The organism is Streptomyces sp. NPDC044044 (genome assembly GCF_056434405.1).
On the sequence record NZ_JBWKFG010000004.1, the window covers coordinates 647,454 to 662,793 of the forward strand.

Here is a 15,340-nt window from a genome sequence, read left to right on the forward strand (position 1 = left end):
CCGGTCACACCCGCAACCCGGTCAGCTTCGTGCCCGCGTCTCATGTGCGCCGCCGCTCCCGCCATGCCGCTCCACTCATGCCGCTCCAGTCGTGAGGCTCATGCGAACAACCGCCGCCAGGTCTCCGGCCCCGGATATCCGTCCGCCGCCGCCCCTCGCCAGCCCTGCGCCCGCTGGAACGCCTCGACGTTGCGGCGGTCGCTCTCGCTCCAGCGCGGGCCAGGCCCCTTGGCGTAGTGCTTGCCGAAGCCCTTCTGCACCAGCTGCCTGCCGAGCTTCTCGACCGACGGGCTCGACTGGCCGGGGCGGAACACCCCCCGGCCCGGGTACGCGGGCGCCTTACCCTGAGCGCCGCCCGCGCCCGACCCCGCGCGGGGGATGTCGCGGCCCTTGCCCGTCATCAGGTACGACCAGGTCGCGGGCCCCGGCAGACCGTCCGCGTCCCCGCCGGTCCAGCCCTGCGCCCGCTGGAACGCCTGCGTGGCCCTGCGGTCCGCGTCGCTCCAGCGCGGACCGGGACCGGACGTGTAGAAGCGGGCGCCGCCCCTGCCGACCAAGGCCTTGCCCAGCTGGGTGACGTACTTGTTGTCGGCGCCGGGACCGAACGAGCCCGCGCCGGGATAGCGCGTCCCCGTACTCGGCGTACTCGGCCCCGCGCCACCGGGAGCTCCCGCCTTCACCCCCTTGTAGCGGTACGCCAGATAGCGGCTCCCATTGCTCCAATAGGCATAGGGAGTCGTCCGCTTGCGGGCGCTCGGACGGGCCTGTTCGTACGCGATGTATTGCGTGTGCGCCGCGTTCGCCCAGCCGCCGAAAATCGTCACGTGCGAACCCTTCTCGGGGTTCGCCGGATTATGGAAGAGAAGGATGTCGCCCGGTTGCAGCTGGCTCTTCGTAATGCGCACCGCGAACGAGGAGAGGCTGCCCGTCCATTCATTGCCGCCGAGATTCCAGGCCATGGAGACAAAGCCCGAGCAGTCCTGGCGGTATCCGTCGGACCAGAACGTGTCCATGCTGTACGGCACCTTCGCCGCGACCCACTTCTTGGCGCGGGCGAGGATCGCGGCCCGCGTCGTGGTCCGCGCCGCCGACGTCGCGGGGCCCGGGGCCCCCGGCGTCCCCGGCGCTCCGTGCAGCGCGGCCGTGTCGCCCTGCGGACTCCCGGGCCCCGGGTCCTCGTCCAGCGGAGCCCCCTGAATGCCCGGGGTCCCGGGGGCCGCCGCCGCGGGAAGCGCCTGGCCGCCGCCGAGCACGGTGCCCGCGGCCGCGGCGATGACGAGGGCGCGCCGCGCTCCGTGCGCCGCCGGGTGGCCGCCTTCTCGTACGGGAAGTGTGTGGGTCATGGCTCGTCGCCAGTGAATGCATCCGGGGCAGTCGCAGTCGCTCTCGGGATCGAATTCATCGAATACCGGAGCAACCTCCATGCGATTCCCCTCACACTCCAGGAAAGAATGCCTGCGTCGCATCTGCACAGTCGTCAGCTTCTCAACTGTCGGGCGATATCGCATGTTGACGGTCCGAATGATGGATCCGTCCCGCATTCACGCCCCCGGCGCCCTCCGGACCCGCACCGGGGAAAGCCCGCCCGAGGCTCGGCCCCCTGTCGCCCCGGGCGCCCGCGAGCTCCCGGATGGTTCGGAGCACCCGCCCGCGTCCGGTAGAGTTCTCCAGGTCAGCGCGCGCCGTTAGCTCAGTTGGTTAGAGCAGCTGACTCTTAATCAGCGGGTCCGGGGTTCGAGTCCCTGACGGCGCACAGACAGCGAAGGCCCCCCGTTCACGCGGGGGGCCTTCGTCGTGCCGTCACCGGCGCGGGTACCGCTACCGTTGCGCCATGGCGCGCGACATACAGGAGCGGATCAAGAAGCTCATCATCGACCAGCGGCTGCCCTCCGGCGCCTCTCTGCCCACCGAGCCCGAACTGATGGAACGCCTCGGCGTCAGTCGGAACTCCGTGCGAGAGGCCCTCAAGGCGCTCCAGGCGATGGGCATCGTGGAAATCCGGCACGGTTTCGGCACATATGTCGGGCCCATGTCGATGGCTCCCATGATCGAGGGCCTCACCTTCCGGACGGTGGCCGGCCACTACCGCGGCGAGGACAGCCTGCTCCAGCTCCTGGAGCTGCGGGAGGCCGTGGAGACCGGGCTCATCGCGCGCCTCGCCGGCCGTATCCCGGACGCGGATCTGGCCGAACTGGACGCCCTCGTCGACCGGATGGACAGCGAGACGGCGGCGGACGACGGCCACAACGGCCGGCCGGGCGCGGTTCACACCGAAACCGACCGCGCATTTCACGCCACTCTCTACCGCTGTCTGCGCAATCCGCTGCTCGGCGAGGTCCTCGAAGCGTTCTGGGACGCCTTCCACAACGTGCGTACCGACCTGGTGGACGTTCCGCACGACCCCAAGGTCACCTGCCGCCAGCACCGGGAGATCCTCGACGCGGTCAGATCCGGCGATGTACTGCGGGCCGAGCGGGCGATACGGGAACACTTCGGTAATATTCGAACGCGATTGACCGCTCCCGCCTCAACAGGCAACTCAAATCGCTCGTATGACCGGTAAACACCTTGTTTCGCTCTTGCGATCATGGCAACGGGCGTAGAACCTTGTGCTGGAGCCACTGGCTCTCATGAGGCAGGCGGTGCGGGGCAGTTGGGGGGCCCTGCCGACCGGTGCCCACGGGGGAAGGGACGGGGGTCCCTTTCATGAATGGATGCCGAGGGGGGCATCATGCAACCGGAAGGTAGCTGTTCCATGTCTAAGGGGACGGTGGCCTGCCACTGATGCGTCCGTGCGGGTCGAGGGGGATCCGACCGGGCGGAAGGACCAACGAACACGCGGGGGACCGCGTGCGGGGGGATGACTCATGACGTCGACGCCGACGGGCGCCGGGCCGAACGACCCGTCAGAGACGACCCAGCTGCGTGTGCCATCGCACCGGACGGGTGGTTTCCGGCGTATCAAGAAGGCTCTGCCGAGGTACGACTACGAGCACTACAGCCGTCTCGCGGGGCCGCTGACGCAGCCTGATCCCACCAAGCCGTACAAGGTGCAGTACCGCTCCCTGCTCTCGCAGGAGCCGCACCGGATCAGAGCCGCGCTGATGCTGGGGGCCGCGCCGCTGCTCTCGCTCGTGCTGCTCGCCTGGCTGCTGCAGCCGACGCACTGGACGAAGCGCGACTACGTCGCCAACGACTGGCTGCCCACGCTCGACATCGTCATGCTCGTCTCGATCGGTCTGATCGAGTTCTTCCGCTGTATGAACGTGCTCTCGAACGCGCACGCCACGCTCGTCGCCCGTGACCCGATACCCGTGGTGCCCGAGACCGGCACCCGCGTCGCCTTCCTCACCTCCTTCGTGCCCGGCAAGGAGCCCCTTGAGATGGTGACGAAGACGCTTGAGGCGGCCGTCAAGATCCGCCACCGCGGCCTCATGCACGTCTGGCTCCTCGACGAGGGCGACGACCCCGCCGTCAAGGAGGTCTGCCAGCGGCTCGGCGTGCACCACTTCTCCCGCAAGGGCGTCGCGAAGTGGAACATGAGCAAGGGCCCGCACCGCGCCAAGACCAAGCACGGCAACTACAACGCCTGGCTGGACGCGCACGGCGACGACTACGACTACTTCGCATCGGTCGACACCGACCACGTCCCGATGCCCAACTACCTCGAGCGGATGCTCGGCTTCTTCCGTGACGAGAACGTCGGCTTCGTCATCGGCCCGCAGGTCTACGGCAACTACGACAACTTCATCACCAAGGCCGCCGAGTCCCAGCAGTTCCTCTTCCACGCCCTCATCCAGCGCGCGGGCAACGCGTACGGCTCCCCTATGTTCGTCGGCACGAGCAACGCCGTACGCATCAGCGCCCTGAAGCAGATCGGCGGTCTGTACGACTCGATCACCGAGGACATGGCGACCGGCTTCGAGATCCACCGGGCCACGAACCCGAGGACCGGCAAGAAGTGGAAGTCGGTCTACACCCCGGACGTGCTCGCGGTCGGTGAGGGCCCCAACGCCTGGACGGACTTCTTCACGCAGCAGCTGCGGTGGTCGCGCGGAACGTACGAGACCATCCTCAAGCAGTTCTGGAAGGCGCCGTTCTCGCTGCCGCCCGGCCGGCTCTTCAACTACACGATGATGGTCATCTTCTACCCGATGTCCGCCATGAACTGGATCCTGGCCGCGCTCTCCTGCGCGCTGTTCCTGGGCATGGGCGCATCCGGCGTGAACATCGACCCGACGATCTGGCTGATGCTGTACGGCAACGCGTCGGCGCTGCAGATCGGCCTCTACATCTGGAACCGCCGCCACAACGTCTCGCCGCACGAGCCCGAGGGCTCCGGCGGTATCGCGGGCATGGTGATGTCGGCCCTGTCCGCACCGGTCTACGCACGCTCCCTCCTGGACGCCGTGCTGCGCCGCAAGAGCAAGTTCGTGGTGACGCCCAAGGGCGATTCGGCCAGCCCGGACACCCTGTTCGGCACCTTCCGGATCCACCTGTTCTTCATCCTGGTCTTCGCCGGTTCGATGGCCGCCGCGTTCGTGTTCGACCACGTCCACCCGGCGATGATCATCTGGGCCACGTTCGCCCTCCTGATCACCGCCGCGCCGATCTTCGCCTGGCGCTGGGGCATGCGGCAGGACAAGAAGAAGAGCAGGTCGCGGCACGGGGGTGGACCTTCGGGGCCGCCGACAGGCGGGGGCCCGACGGTGCCGCAGCAGCGCGACGGCGAGGATGCCACAGCACAGCTGCCGCAGGCGCAGCAGCCTCCGCAGGCACCGCACGCCCCGCAGCAGAAGCCCAGCTGGGCGGCGAACGACCAGACCATGCAGATCGCCCTTGGGGGACGTAAGAAATGAAGGACCGCTCCAGCCGCCGCCGCGCCCGCCGCATCGCGATAGGCGCGGCGGTGGTCATAGCGCTGGCCGGGATGAACGGCCCGTGGCTGTGGCGCGTGGGTTCGGAGAAGTACCACGACTACAAGATCAACAAGCCGGAGTACAAGGCCGACAACGGCCACTGGCAGGTCGTGAACTTCCCCGAGGAGTACCGCCAGAACACCATCCACGCGGCGCTCCTGCACACCGGCAAGATCCTCCTGGTCGCCGGCTCCGGCAACAACCAGAAGAACTTCGACGCCAAGAAGTTCGACACCCGCCTGTGGGACCCGGTCAAGAACACGATCAAGAAGATCAAGACGCCCGTCGACCTCTTCTGCACCGGCCACACCCAGCTCGCCAACGGCAACCTCCTGATAGCCGGCGGCACCCAGCGCTACGAGAAGCTCAAGGGCGACATCACCAAGGCCGGCGGCCTGATGGTGGTGCACAACGAAGACCCGGACAATCCGATCACGCTGCCGGCGGGCACGAAGTTCACCGGCAAGAAGAACGGCAAGACGTTCGTCTCCAAGGACCCCGTCGTCGTCGAGCGCGCGAAGAAGGTCTTCGACAAGCAGACCGGCGCGTTCGTGCGCAACGAACCGGGCCTCGGCCGGGTGTACGTGGAGGCGCAGCAGAGCGGCACGAAGCACGAGACCGGCACGCAGGACAACTACCGCGTGCAGGGCCTCAAGGGCGCCGCCACCCGCAACACGTACGGCATCGCGCAGAAGCTCGCCCTGGACAAGAAGGACTTCCAGGGGATCAAGGACGCCTTCGAGTTCGACCCGGTCGCCGAGAAGTACATCAAGGTCGACCCGATGAACGAGGCCCGCTGGTACCCCACGCTGACCACGCTCTCGGACGGCAAGGTGCTGAGCCTCTCCGGCCTCGACGAGATCGGCCAGCTGGTCCCGGGCAAGAACGAGCTCTACGACCCCAAGACCAAGAAGTGGACCTACACCAAGCAGGTCCGCCAGTTCCCGACCTACCCGGCGGTCTTCCAGCTGCAGAGCGGCAGGCTCTTCTACTCGGGCTCGAACGCGGGGTACGGCCCTGACGACGTCGGCCGCAAGCCCGGCACCTGGGACCTGGAGACCAAGGGCAGCTGGAAGGGGATCCCGGGGATGAGCGACCCGAACCTCCTGGAGACCTCCAACACGGTGGAGCTGCCGCCCGCGCAGGACCAGAAGTACATGGTGGTCGGCGGCGGCGGTGTCGGCGAGTCCAAGAAGTCCAGCAAGAAGACCCGCATCGTCGACCTCCTGGACGACGACCCGAAGTTCGAGGACGGTCCCGAGCTGGAGAAGGGCACCCGTTACCCGCAGGCCTCGACCCTGCCCGACGACACGGTGCTCATATCCGGCGGCTCCGAGGACTACCGCGGCCGCGGTGACTCGAACATCAAGCAGGCGCGGATCTACGACGCCAAGACCGGCAACATGCGGCGGGTCGCGGACCCGGAGGTCGGCCGCAACTACCACTCGGGCTCGATCCTGCTGCCCGACGGCCGCGTGATGTTCTTCGGCTCCGACTCGCTCTACTCCGACAAGGCCAACACCAAGCCCGGAGAGTTCGAGCAGCGCATCGAGATCTACACCCCGCCCTACCTCTACCAGGGCTCGCAGCCCACGCTCTCCGGCGGTCCAGAGGAGATCAAGCGGGGCGGTTCGGGGACCTTCAAAACCCAGCACGCCTCGTCCATCAAGACGGCCCGCCTGATCAGGCCGAGCGCCTCGACGCACGTCACCGACATCGACCAGACGTCCGTCGCCCTCGACCTGAAGAAGTCGGCGGACGGCGTCACGGTGACGATCCCCAAGGAGCGGAGCCTGGTGGAGTCCGGCTGGTACATGCTGTTCGTGACGGATGACCAGGGGACTCCGAGCAAGGCTCAGTGGGTCCACATTCCGTAGCAACCACGAAAAAGCCGCAGTCGCGTCTGCTGAGTTTCCGAGCAGACGCGACTGCGGCTTTTTCGTGGTTGCTCGCGCCGTTCCCCGCGACCCTGACGGGACGCTACTTGGCGCCCTCCGCCAGCTTCAGCGCGTACTCGGGCCACCAGGCCCCCGCCTTGGGGCCACCCCGACACGTGCCGTCGGACTCACCGGGCCGCTTGACCCAGAGGTAGGCGTCGACGAGCGGGTCACCGGTCTTGGTGGTGGGCGCCTCGCCCAGCGCGCGGCCCGGCGGGTTGCACCAGGTGTCCTTGCCCTTGGTGTACGCGCCGTTGCCGTTGCGCGCGGTGTCGATGACGAACGGCTTGTTGCCGATCTTCGCCGACAGCTTCTTGCCGAACTCCGTGCTGGCCTCGGTCGTCTGGAAGTTCGAGACGTTCACCGAGAAGCCGTCGGCCTGCTCGACGCCCGACCACTTCAGGGGCTCCCAGAGCGAGTCGGGGTTCTTCCAGCCCGCGTTGCCCGCGTCCAGGTACACCTTGGTGTTCTTCAGGGACTTGAGCTTCTCGATGGCGCCCTTGAGGAGGTCGTACCGCTCCTCGTGAAACTCCTCCGGCGTGCAGTTGTCGACCATGTGGAGCACCGCGTCCGGCTCCAGGATGACCGTGGCGTTGCGGTCACCGATGCCCTTCGCCACCTGGTCGATGAAGGTGCGGTAGGCGTTGCCGTCGGCCGCGCCGCCGCCCGAGTACTGGCCGCAGTCGCGGTGCGGGATGTTGTAGAGGACCAACAGGGCGTCCCGGTCGGCCTTCTGCGCGGCCTCGGTGAAGCCGCGCGCCTGGTCCTCCGCGTTCTCCGGGATGATCCACTCCGCGACGGGCTGTTCGGCGATCTTGCGGATCAGCTCGGCGTCGTCCTTCTTGCCGTCCTTCTCGTACGTGGCGACCTGCTTGGCCGCGTTCCCGTCCGGGTTGACCCAGTACGGGTCGGTGCCCTTCGGCTGTTGCTCGACCGGGTTCCCCGACGACTCCTCGTTGCCCGAACCGTCATCGGAGGAGCACCCCGACAGCAGCAGCGCAGCCCCCGCAAACGCCGCCACAGCCTTCACCCCCCGGGCCGCGATCCGATGACCGCGGCCGTGGCCTTTGTGGTACATCCACTCCCCCTTGGGTGCACTGTCCGATTCTCAATCCTGACATACGCACTCCCGGCTCACGAGGCCCGCCCGTCCGCTGCGGAGAGCTGTTGGATACCTGTTACAGCCCCGCGCCCGGGGGTAGGCGCAGTGCGCGGGGTGGCGCTCATGGGGAGGAGATCATGCGGGATCACGCCTCTGAACTACGGCTGGCCGAAGTCCTGGTGGAGACCACCAACACGCTGGACGACGACTTCGACCCGGAGCGCTACCTGAGCCGGGTGGCAGGACACTGCGTGGAGCTGCTCGACGCCACCGCCGCCGGAGTCATCTTCGACGGCAACGGCACGCCGGGGGTGGCCGCCGGAGGGCATCCCCGGGACCTGGCGCTCGACCTGCTCGGGGCCCAACAGGGCGGTGGGCCCTGCGTGGAGAGCCTCGGCACGGGCGTCGCGGTGCCGCCCGTGCGGCTCACGGCGGACGAACCCGCCGACCGCTGGCCGGAGTTCACGGCGCTGGCCCGCCGCCGCGGCATCGGGATGACCTACGCGGTTCCGCTGCGGCAGCGCGAGACGCTGCTCGGCGCGCTGAACATCTTCGTGCCGGAGAACCCCCGGACCCGCCACGCCGAGGGGGAGTTGCGTCTGGCGCAGGCGATCGCCGACGCCGCCGCGGTCGGTCTGCACAATCACCGCGCCTACACGGCGTACCGGGTCCTCGCCACACAGCTCCAGGGCGCCCTGACCAGCCGTATACGCATTGAACAGGCCAAGGGCATACTCGCCGAACGCTGGCACACGGGCGTCGACGAGGCCTTCGACGCCCTGCGGCGGTACGCGCGCAGAGAACGGCTGGTCATGGAGGTGGTGGCCACCGAGGTGATCAAGGGATCGCTCGACGACACCGCGCTGCGCGGCAGTTGGTCCGAACCTTCCTGACGGCCGTCCCGAGAACCAACATCACCTGCGATGATCACAGAGAGGAAGCGGATCACGACTTGGCGTCAATCCACCCCTAGGCTGCAGCGCTCATCCGTTCTAGAGTCGTCACAACGGCCCAAGCCCCCGGCCTGATCGTCCATCCCGCACATGCGGGGTTGGCCACCGAACCTCCCGCGCCGGCGCCGGGTTACTCCCGCAGCTCGTGCGCGCGCGGTCGAGGACCAGCCCGGTCGACGGCTCCGGGGGGAGCGGGCCGCCGACCGGGCCGGGTTGTCCTGATACAGGTTCCATTGACAGCATCCATGACCAACTGGGACTCTCCGGGCGACAAGTCCATACATCGAGGCGATGGTTGACAGGAACCCGGTGCGATTCCGGGGCGGGCCCGCCACTGTGACCGGACGCCCGCCTGGCGTGCGGAAGTCAGGAACTGAGCCGTCGTACTCCTGCTTCGGGGCGTGGAAACCCCAGAGGAGGCCTTCGACATGTCACTGCACACCGCGGCATCGGGCACCGAGAGCACGGCGGTCCAGGCCGCCACGGTCCACACCCGCGACTGGCTCATCGCATCGGCCGCGGTCCTCATCGCGCTGATCGCGCTCTACGCGGTCTTCTTCGACAACGGCTCGCTGATCTCCGCGACCGGCAGCTACCTCCACGAGTTCGCCCACGACGGCAGGCACCTCTTCGGTGCCCCGTGCCACTGACCGGGGACGGACACGGCGCCATGCCAACCCCTGCGTCCTCTCCCCCGTCCTCATCCGTCCTGCCCCTGCTCGGCCGGGGTCTGGTGGCGGGAGGCGCGGCGGGCCTCGCGGCCGGTCTCTTCTCCCTGCTCCTCGCCGAGCCGCTGATGGACCGGGCGATCCGCGCCGAGGAGAAGCGCGCGGCGGCCGAGGAACACGCGCACGGCGCCGCTCAGGCCGCACAGCACCACGAGGAGCTGTTCACGCGCTCCACCCAGCACGCGGGGCTCGTGCTCTCCGCGGTCGTCGCCGGTCTGGCCATCGGCGTCCTCTTCGCCGTTGCGTACGCCCTGGTGCACCGCCGCGACCCGCACGCGGCCCCGTGGCCGCGGGCCCTCGCCTTCGCGGGAGCCGCGTTCCTCGCCGTCTCCCTGCTGCCCGGTCTGCGCTACCCGGCGAACCCGCCGGGCGTCGGCGACTCGGGCACGGTCGGCGAGCGCCAGGCGCTGTGGCTGGCCTCCCTCGCGATCGGCGTCCTCGGCATGTTCCTGGCCCGGCAGGTGTACGTACGCCTGGCGGCCAGATCCGTACCGGTGCGGCAGATCGCGGCGGCCCTCACGACGGTCGCCGTCCTCGCCGCGCTCTTCCTGCTCCCGGACAACCCCGACCCGGTCCCGGTGGACGCGACGCTCCTGTGGGACTTCCGCGTCCTCTCGGTCGCCTCGCACGCCCTGTTGTGGGCCGTGTTCGCGGCCGTCTTCGGAGGCCTTGGCCTGCGGGCCGTCCGGGAAGGGGCCGCCAGGGGTGCCACCGTGGGCGCGAGCGCGGCGGGAGTGCCCTCGCGCCCCGGCGCCACCCCTACGGCCCCACCCCGGTGAGGTAGGCGGACACCACCACGTTCGCGGAGTACGTCTTGCTCGCCCGGTCGAACGTGCCGCCGCACGTGATCAGGCGGAGTTCGGCGCGGCCCTCCTCGTGGGGGCCGTACGCCTTCTTCGCGTCGAAGCGGTCCCGGCTGAGGACCTGGACGTCGTCCACGGTGAACTCCGCGACCGAGCCGTCGTCGCGGGCCACCCGGATCTTCTCGCCCGGCCGCATGGCGCTGAGGTCGTAGAAGACCGCGGGGCGCGTCTCGGTGTCGACGTGGCCCACGAACAGGGAGGTGCCCGCGGCGCCGGGGCGCGTGCCGCCGCCGTACCAGCCGACGGAGCCCGCCTCCTCGAACGGCGGCGGATCGATGGCGCCGTCCTGGTCGAGCCCGCGGACGACCACGGGTGCCCGCACCTTCAGCGAGGGGACATCCACGCGCTGCGGCCTGGCGGCGCCCAACGGCTTGTGCGCGTCCGGGAGTTCGACACCGAACGGCCGGCCCACCGCGGCGACGTCACCGGTCGTGGGCTCCGAGACACCGCCGCGTACGTCGGTGATCTCGCTGCCCCACAGCCAGAGCCCCACGAGCAGCAGCGCCCAGGCGACCCCGGTGAGGAATCGCCCGTGCCCGGCCGGCTGCCCCGCCGGCTTCTCATGGCCCGACACGTCGGCCGCCACCCGTCACTCGGAGCGACGCCGGCGGACGGTGCGGAACGCCACGGCCACGGCCGCCACCCCGGCGAGCACCAGGCCGATGACCGCGTGCCGGGTGCCGGGCCCCGCCTCCTGGGCGTGCGCGGCAAGCTGCGCGGTGCCGCCGCCGCCCGCGCGGACCGGCGAGACGGGCTCCTGCTGGTGCCGGCCGACCTGCACGGTGCCCACGCCCTGGTGGGGGTGGCCGTCGCAGATGACGGTCACGTCGTACGAACCCTCGACGCCGTCCCGGATCGTGGCGGAGCCGTTCAGCGAGTACTTGTCGCCGTCCCTGCCGGTGAGCTTCGCGTCCCCCGTGAACGCGCCGGACCCGGCGGACCCGGTCGTCCCGTCACAGCCCGAGACGCTGATCTCCACCTTGGCCCCGGGGTCCGCGCTGGACGGGGTGACCGTGGCATGCACTTTGCCCTCGTCATGGGCGAGCGCGGGCGTGGTGACGACGACGGGGAGCGCGGCGAGGACAGCCGCCCCGGCTATGCCACGCAGGGTGAGTGTTCCTCTACGCATCGTGAACCTCCTGTTTCGAGGTTCACGCGCGCCGCCGTCCCACGCCTCCCGTGTGCGGCAAACGGGTGGCGCGCGCGTCAGACCCGGTCGACGAGATCGGCGATGGAGTCCACGACGTTCGAGGGCCGGAACGGGTGCTGATCGATGTCCTTGCGGGAGGTCAGACCGGTGAGGACCAGGAAGGTCTCCATCCCGGCCTCGAGACCGGCGAGGACGTCCGTGTCCATGCGGTCGCCGATCATGGCGCTGGTCTCCGAGTGCGCGCCGATGGCGTTCAGGCCCGTGCGCATCATCAAGGGGTTCGGCTTGCCCGCGAAGTAGGGGTTGCGCCCGGTGGCCTTGGTGATCAGCGCGGCGACGGCCCCGGTCGCGGGCAGGGGTCCCTCCGTGGAGGGCCCGGTCTCGTCCGGGTTCGTGCAGATGAAGCGGGCCCCGCCGTTGATGAGGCGTACGGCCTTGGTCATGGCCTCGAAGGAGTACGTACGGGTCTCGCCGAGCACCACGTAGTCCGGGTCGTGGTCCGTCAGGACGTACCCGATGTCGTGCAGGGCGGTGGTGAGCCCCGCCTCGCCGATGACGTACGCCGTGCCGCCGGGCCGCTGGTCGTCCAGGAACTTCGCGGTGGCGAGCGCCGAGGTCCAGATGTTCTCCACGGGCACTTCGAGACCCATGCGGTTCAGGCGGGCCTGGAGGTCGCGCGCGGTGTAGATCGAGTTGTTCGTCAGGACCAGGAAGGGCTTCCCGGACTCCCGGAGCCTCTTGATGAAGGCGTCGGCGCCGGGGATCGGAACACCCTCGTGGATGAGTACGCCGTCCATGTCGGTGAGCCACGATTCGATGGGCTTGCGCTCTGCCATGGGGTGCACTCCTGCGGTCTCCGTTGAGCAACGTAGCTGGGGGGCGCCGGGACAGCTCTGTGCCGACGCCCCACAGCCTAATCAGGAAGCGGTGATCGTGACCCCGTCGATCACCCAGTACCAGTTGTTGCCGCCGGTGTACCGGAAGCGGACCTGCGCCTTCTTGGCTCCCGCGGGCACCTGGAGGGCGATGTTCTCGACGACGGAAGGGGTGTCCGCGGTGTACGTCTTCACCGCGACCGGGGCCCCGCCGTCGTACGAGACGAGCACCTCGCCCTTCTGGGGGGCCTCCTGGCGGTAGTACGTCGTGTACGTGAGGGTGGCCCGTGCGCCGCCCCGCACCTCGTACGACGGGCTGACCAGCGTCGAGTCGAAGGTTCCGGAGAAGGTCTTGTCGGTCCACTCGTCGCCGTCCGCGACCGCGAAGACGTTCCGGGCGCGGATGTTGAGTTCGCGCTGCTGGTCGCGCTCGGCCTTCGTCCAGAACTCGTCGGTGGTGAAGGACCAGCCGCGCCACTCGGTGATGCCGCCCGTGCCCATCTTCGCGTTGTCGACGCTCCAGCCGCCCGGCGGTGTGTGCGTGAAGCCGATGACGCCGGAGCCGATGCCGGTCTCGTCGACGGGTCCGGTCAGCTTCGGGCGCAGGGCGTCGAACGCGTCCGGCTTCGGCTGCTGGACCGGGCGGCCGTCCAGACCCCAGGCCGGGTCGATCGCGATGCCGAGGTGGGCGAGCGCGCTCGCGGCGATGTCGGGCATGCGGACGTCGTGGCGGACCGAACCCGCCGTGACCGTGCCGCCGGTGGCGATCATGAAGGTCTGGCGCTCGGCCCAGCTGGAGCCGCCGTGGCCGCCGGGGTCGGTGTGCCCGTGGTCGGCGGTGATCATGATGAGCCAGTCCTCGGAGCCGTACGTGGCGCGGGACTTGACCGCGGCGACGATCTGTCCGACCTGGGCGTCGGCGCCGTGGATCGCGTCGAGATAGGCCTGGCTCGCGGCGCCGCTGTCGTGGCCCGCGTGGTCGATGTTGTCGAGCTGGACGAAGACCGCGTCGGGGTTGCCGCTCTTGACCTCGGCGACGGCGCGGGTGGTGGTCCCCGCGTCGTACTCGGCGCCGGGCGTGGAGACCCGGGTGTCGACCTTCGCGGAGAAGATGATGTCGGTGATCGGCGCCCAGGACGAGACGGCGTACGTCCGCAGGTTCGGCTTCGCGGCCTCGATCCGGGTCATGAAGTCCGGGTACGCGGCGAGGTCGTGGCCGGTGAACTCGTTGTTCACGACCTTGTGCTTGTCGGGCCAGACGCCCGTGATGAGCGTCGACCAGCCGGGGCCCGACGAGGTGGGCGCGAGCGGGTTGGCGTAGATGCTGCTCGGCGCGGTCAGGCCGGCGCTCATCAGACCCTTGAGCGCGGGCGCGTCGGCGTCCTTGACTCTGCTGAGCAGGGCGCCGTCCAGGCCGATCACCAGGACCTTCGGGGTCTTGGCCGCGGCCTTGGCGACGGCGGCGAGAGGCCCTGCGGCCACCGCGAGGGCTGCGGTGGAGACGAGGAGCGAGCGGCGGGATATGCCGTGCGACGACACGTGGTCCTCCTGATGGGGGGTGTGGTGAGGGCAGGCGCACGCCAACGCCCCCGGAGAACCAGGGGCGTTGGGTCCATACCCGTTATCTTTTCGCTACCGGACACCCCGGGGCCAGGGGTCGGCGGTGAACTCTCGTGGAACCAGGTGAACTTGAGGCACGCGGCCGTCAACTTACGGTCGTCAACTTACGGTCGTCAGCTTCCGGTCGCCGACTTCCAGTCCTCGACGTACGTCTGGAGGTTCTCGGAGATGTCGGACCAGTCCGGCTCGAAGACCTCGACCCCGTCGACGATCTTGTCGAGCGCGACCGCGTTGGCATCGGTGGCCTTGATGTCCTTGCGCGCCGCGAAGCCGCCGCCGATCTCGCTGACCTGCTGCTGGGCCTTCTGGCTGAGCAGGTAGTCGAGGAACTTCTTGGCGTTGGCGGAGTGCGGGGCCTTGTTGACCAGGCCGGCCGCGTAGGGCAGCGCGAAGGTGGTGGGCCTGCCGCCCTCCTTGGCCGGGAACCAGATGCCGAGGTTGGGCATGTCCTTGGACTGGGCGTAGTTCATCTGCACGTCACCGTTGGCGGCGAGGAGTTCGCCCTTGTCGACCTTGGGCGCGAGCTTGCCGGTGGAGGCGGAAGGACCGACATTGTTCGTCTGGAGCTTCTTCAGGTATTCCATGGCGGGCTTCTTGCCGCCGAAGTCGTGCATGGCCTTGATGAGCACGGCGGTGCCGTCGCCCGCGACGCCGGGCGTGGAGTACTGGACCTTGTCCTTGTACGAGGACTCGGTGAGGTCCTCCCATGTCTGGGGCGCCTTGGAGCCGCCGAGCTCCTTCTTGTTGTAGATGAAGCCGAAGTAGTTGTTCACGACGGAGGTCCACTTGCCGTCGGTGGCCTTGTCGGCGCCGTCGACCTGGTCGGAACCCTTGGGCTTGTAGGCCTGCAGCAGGCCCTTCTCGTCGGCCTGCTGGATGAACGGCGGCAGGGTGATGAGGACGTCGGCCTGCGTGTTGGACTTCTCGCGGACGGCACGCTGCACCATCTCGCCGGAGCCGCCCTCGACGTAGTTCACCTTGATGCCGGTCTTCTTCTCGAAGTCCTTGAAGACCTGGTCGTACCAGCCGTCGCCGTTCTCGCCCTTGAGGCCGTCGGCGCTGTAGACGGTGACCTCCTTCGCGTCGGACGCGGAGGAGTCGCCGCCGCAGGCGGTGAGGGATCCCGCCAGGACGAGGCTGCCGGAGACGGCGGCGAGCGTGCGGGTGCGGGTACGGGTGTGACGGGACATGAC

General features: G+C 69.0%; 13 protein-coding genes, 1 tRNA gene and 1 riboswitch. Of the genes, 7 read left to right on the top strand and 7 right to left on the bottom strand.

Translation table 11 applies throughout. The features are described 5' to 3' along the window. Nucleotides 1-98: 98 nt before the first annotated feature. Nucleotides 99-1,424, bottom strand: a complete 1,326-nt coding sequence (locus AC07AG_RS18515) for a peptidoglycan-binding protein (RefSeq protein WP_478756114.1) — start codon at nucleotides 1,422-1,424, stop codon at nucleotides 99-101. Between the two features lie 255 nt (nucleotides 1,425-1,679). Here AC07AG_RS18515 and AC07AG_RS18520 point away from each other — a divergent pair. The 4 genes from AC07AG_RS18520 to glxA all read left to right on the top strand — a co-directional run bounded on the left by AC07AG_RS18520 (nucleotide 1,680) and on the right by glxA (nucleotide 6,796). Beyond that, a tRNA-Lys gene (locus tag AC07AG_RS18520) sits at nucleotides 1,680-1,753 on the top strand. A gap of 78 nt (nucleotides 1,754-1,831) precedes the next feature. Further along, nucleotides 1,832-2,563 carry a FadR/GntR family transcriptional regulator gene (locus tag AC07AG_RS18525; protein ID WP_249589738.1) on the top strand — a complete coding sequence of 244 codons (732 nt, stop codon included), beginning with the start codon at nucleotides 1,832-1,834 and terminating at the stop codon, nucleotides 2,561-2,563. 304 nt (nucleotides 2,564-2,867) lie between these two features. Next, nucleotides 2,868-4,859: a glycosyltransferase family 2 protein gene (locus tag AC07AG_RS18530; protein WP_478756115.1), complete on the top strand. Its 1,992-nt coding sequence runs from the start codon at nucleotides 2,868-2,870 to the stop codon at nucleotides 4,857-4,859. Further along, nucleotides 4,856-6,796 (top strand): radical copper oxidase GlxA, encoded by a 1,941-nt coding sequence (gene glxA / locus AC07AG_RS18535; protein ID WP_478756116.1) that lies wholly within the window; start codon nucleotides 4,856-4,858, stop codon nucleotides 6,794-6,796. The genes AC07AG_RS18530 and glxA overlap by 4 nt, the downstream gene beginning before the upstream one ends. A 103-nt stretch (nucleotides 6,797-6,899) precedes the next feature. On the opposite strand, the gene AC07AG_RS18540 is transcribed toward glxA, so the two are convergent. Beyond that, on the bottom strand, nucleotides 6,900-7,934 hold the full coding sequence (locus tag AC07AG_RS18540) for a glycoside hydrolase family 6 protein (RefSeq protein ID WP_478756117.1): 1,035 nt from the start codon (nucleotides 7,932-7,934) through the stop codon (nucleotides 6,900-6,902). A gap of 161 nt (nucleotides 7,935-8,095) precedes the next feature. Between AC07AG_RS18540 and AC07AG_RS18545 the strand changes: the two genes are divergently transcribed. The 3 genes from AC07AG_RS18545 to AC07AG_RS18555 all read left to right on the top strand — a co-directional run bounded on the left by AC07AG_RS18545 (nucleotide 8,096) and on the right by AC07AG_RS18555 (nucleotide 10,418). Next, complete coding sequence (locus AC07AG_RS18545; protein ID WP_478756118.1) at nucleotides 8,096-8,851, top strand: ANTAR domain-containing protein; 756 nt, start codon at nucleotides 8,096-8,098, stop codon at nucleotides 8,849-8,851. A gap of 335 nt (nucleotides 8,852-9,186) precedes the next feature. Beyond that, a riboswitch (cobalamin riboswitch) is annotated at nucleotides 9,187-9,308 on the top strand. A gap of 31 nt (nucleotides 9,309-9,339) precedes the next feature. Beyond that, nucleotides 9,340-9,561: a CbtB domain-containing protein gene (locus AC07AG_RS18550; protein WP_478756119.1), complete on the top strand. Its 222-nt coding sequence runs from the start codon at nucleotides 9,340-9,342 to the stop codon at nucleotides 9,559-9,561. Between the two features lie 20 nt (nucleotides 9,562-9,581). Next, the gene (locus AC07AG_RS18555) at nucleotides 9,582-10,418 is read left to right on the top strand and encodes a CbtA family protein (protein ID WP_478756120.1); all 837 of its coding nucleotides are present in this window, start codon (nucleotides 9,582-9,584) and stop codon (nucleotides 10,416-10,418) included. On the opposite strand, the gene AC07AG_RS18560 is transcribed toward AC07AG_RS18555, so the two are convergent. The 5 genes from AC07AG_RS18560 to AC07AG_RS18580 form a co-directional block, all read right to left on the bottom strand. Then, the gene (locus AC07AG_RS18560; RefSeq protein ID WP_478756121.1) at nucleotides 10,399-11,076 is read right to left on the bottom strand and encodes a class F sortase; all 678 of its coding nucleotides are present in this window, start codon (nucleotides 11,074-11,076) and stop codon (nucleotides 10,399-10,401) included. The two genes, AC07AG_RS18555 and AC07AG_RS18560, sit on opposite strands and share 20 nt — an antisense overlap. 15 nt (nucleotides 11,077-11,091) lie before the next feature. Beyond that, on the bottom strand, nucleotides 11,092-11,631 hold the full coding sequence (locus AC07AG_RS18565; RefSeq protein ID WP_478756122.1) for a hypothetical protein: 540 nt from the start codon (nucleotides 11,629-11,631) through the stop codon (nucleotides 11,092-11,094). Nucleotides 11,632-11,708: 77 nt separating this feature from the next. Then, complete coding sequence (locus AC07AG_RS18570) at nucleotides 11,709-12,488, bottom strand: HAD-IIA family hydrolase (RefSeq protein ID WP_249589729.1); 780 nt, start codon at nucleotides 12,486-12,488, stop codon at nucleotides 11,709-11,711. Nucleotides 12,489-12,569: 81 nt separating this feature from the next. After that, nucleotides 12,570-14,066 carry an alkaline phosphatase family protein gene (locus AC07AG_RS18575; protein WP_478756123.1) on the bottom strand — a complete coding sequence of 499 codons (1,497 nt, stop codon included), beginning with the start codon at nucleotides 14,064-14,066 and terminating at the stop codon, nucleotides 12,570-12,572. A gap of 194 nt (nucleotides 14,067-14,260) precedes the next feature. Next, nucleotides 14,261-15,337: a 2-aminoethylphosphonate ABC transporter substrate-binding protein gene (locus tag AC07AG_RS18580; RefSeq protein WP_478756124.1), complete on the bottom strand. Its 1,077-nt coding sequence runs from the start codon at nucleotides 15,335-15,337 to the stop codon at nucleotides 14,261-14,263. Nucleotides 15,338-15,340: the final 3 nt, after the last annotated feature.

Coding starts and splice junctions, on each gene's coding strand:
- AC07AG_RS18515 (WP_478756114.1), bottom strand. CDS start 1,424: ATGGAGGTTGCTCCGGTATTCGATGAATTCGATCCCGAGAGCGACTGC.
- AC07AG_RS18525 (WP_249589738.1), top strand. CDS start 1,832: ATGGCGCGCGACATACAGGAGCGGATCAAGAAGCTCATCATCGACCAG.
- AC07AG_RS18530 (WP_478756115.1), top strand. CDS start 2,868: ATGACGTCGACGCCGACGGGCGCCGGGCCGAACGACCCGTCAGAGACG.
- glxA (WP_478756116.1), top strand. CDS start 4,856: ATGAAGGACCGCTCCAGCCGCCGCCGCGCCCGCCGCATCGCGATAGGC.
- AC07AG_RS18540 (WP_478756117.1), bottom strand. CDS start 7,934: ATGTACCACAAAGGCCACGGCCGCGGTCATCGGATCGCGGCCCGGGGG.
- AC07AG_RS18545 (WP_478756118.1), top strand. CDS start 8,096: ATGCGGGATCACGCCTCTGAACTACGGCTGGCCGAAGTCCTGGTGGAG.
- AC07AG_RS18550 (WP_478756119.1), top strand. CDS start 9,340: ATGTCACTGCACACCGCGGCATCGGGCACCGAGAGCACGGCGGTCCAG.
- AC07AG_RS18555 (WP_478756120.1), top strand. CDS start 9,582: ATGCCAACCCCTGCGTCCTCTCCCCCGTCCTCATCCGTCCTGCCCCTG.
- AC07AG_RS18565 (WP_478756122.1), bottom strand. CDS start 11,631: ATGCGTAGAGGAACACTCACCCTGCGTGGCATAGCCGGGGCGGCTGTC.
- AC07AG_RS18570 (WP_249589729.1), bottom strand. CDS start 12,488: ATGGCAGAGCGCAAGCCCATCGAATCGTGGCTCACCGACATGGACGGC.
- AC07AG_RS18580 (WP_478756124.1), bottom strand. CDS start 15,337: ATGTCCCGTCACACCCGTACCCGCACCCGCACGCTCGCCGCCGTCTCC.